Source organism: Kitasatospora sp. NPDC056327 (assembly GCF_042261735.1).
In the GTDB taxonomy this organism is placed as follows: domain Bacteria; phylum Actinomycetota; class Actinomycetes; order Streptomycetales; family Streptomycetaceae; genus Kitasatospora.
Genome location: NZ_JBHJRC010000551.1, coordinates 1 through 1416 on the forward strand (window position 1 = coordinate 1; position 1416 = coordinate 1416).

The 1416-nt window shown below is 71.8% G+C and carries 2 protein-coding genes; both read left to right on the forward strand.

The features are described from left to right. The coding region (locus ACFCX4_RS36245; protein WP_376151739.1) for an aldo/keto reductase at positions 1-941 on the forward strand (941 nt) is incomplete at its 5' end. Between the two features lie 64 nt (positions 942-1005). Next, positions 1006-1416: SRPBCC family protein (locus ACFCX4_RS36250; RefSeq protein WP_376151741.1), on the forward strand; the 411-nt coding region annotated here is incomplete at its 3' end.

The following is a 1416-nucleotide window of genomic DNA, read 5'->3' on the forward strand; positions in this document are numbered from 1 at the left end:
CGATCCCCGACACCGAGGCAGCCGCCACCGTCGAGGCCGCCTGGCAGCAGGGCATCCGCTACTACGACACCGCCCCCTTCTACGGCGCCGGCCTCTCCGAGCAGCGCCTCGGCCAGGTCCTCGCCACCAAGCCCCGCGACGAGTACGTCCTGTCCACCAAGGTCGGCCGCGTCGTCCTCGACGAGATCGAGACGGACGTTCCCGACTTCGGCGAGAAGGGCGGCCTCTTCGAGCACGGCAACCCCAACAAGGTCCTCCACTCGTGGACGGCCGAGGCCACCGAGCGCTCCATCGAGGACAGCCTCAAGCGCCTGGGCACCGACCGCCTGGACATCGTCTGGGTCCACGACATCGCCCAGGACTTCCACGGCGACCAGTGGCTGAACAAGTTCGAGGAGGCCCGCACCGGCGCCTTCCGCGTCCTGTCCCGCCTGCGCGACGAGGGCGTCATCAAGGCCTGGGGCCTGGGCGTCAACAGGACCGAGCCGATCGAGCTCACCCTCGCCCTCGACGAGCCGCAGCCCGACGGCTTCCTCCTCGCCGGCCGCTACACCCTCCTCGACCACGACCACGCCCTCCAGCGCCTGCTCCCCCTCGCCCAGGAACAGGACGTCGACATGGTCGTCGGCGGCCCCTACAGCTCCGGCGTCCTGGCCGGCGGCACCCACTTCGAGTACCAGCCCGCCCCGCCCGCGATCCTGGAGAAGGTCGCCCGCCTGAAGGACCTCACCGCCCGCCACGGCGTGAGCATCAAGGCCGCCGCGCTCCAGTTCTCCCTCGCCCACCCCGTCAGCGCCGCCGTCATCCCCGGCGCCACCAGGCCCGACCGCATCGCCGAGGACACCGCCGCCCTCGACGAGGACGTCCCGGCCGCGTTCTGGACCGACCTGCGCGCCTCCGGCCTCGTCAGCCCCGCCGCCCCGCTCCCGAACAACGCCTGACCCCCCCACACCCCCCGCCCCCACCGCACACCACCCCCACCGCAGCAGCACAGGAGAAACGACCATGGCCTCCACGTCCGTCAGCCGCACCGTCCCCGGCACCCCCGACCAGGTCTGGGCCCTCATCGGCGGCTTCGACGCCCTGCCCGACTGGCTCCCCTACATCCCCGAGAGCGTTGCCGTCGAGGGCGGCCGCGTCCGGCAGCTGAAGAACCCCGAGGGCGAGGTCATCGTCGAGCGCCTCGTCGACTTCAACGAGACCGAGCGCCAGTACAGCTACGCCATCCTCCGGGCCCCGTTCCCCGTCGACGGCTACGTCTCCACCATCCGCGTCCACGCCGTCCCCGGCCGCGACGACGTCGCCGAGGTCCAGTGGTCCGGCCGCTTCAACCCCAAGGGCGCCACCGAACAGGAGACCGTCGACCTCTTCCACGGCATCTACGCCGACGGCCTCGAAGCCCTGGAGAAGACCCTC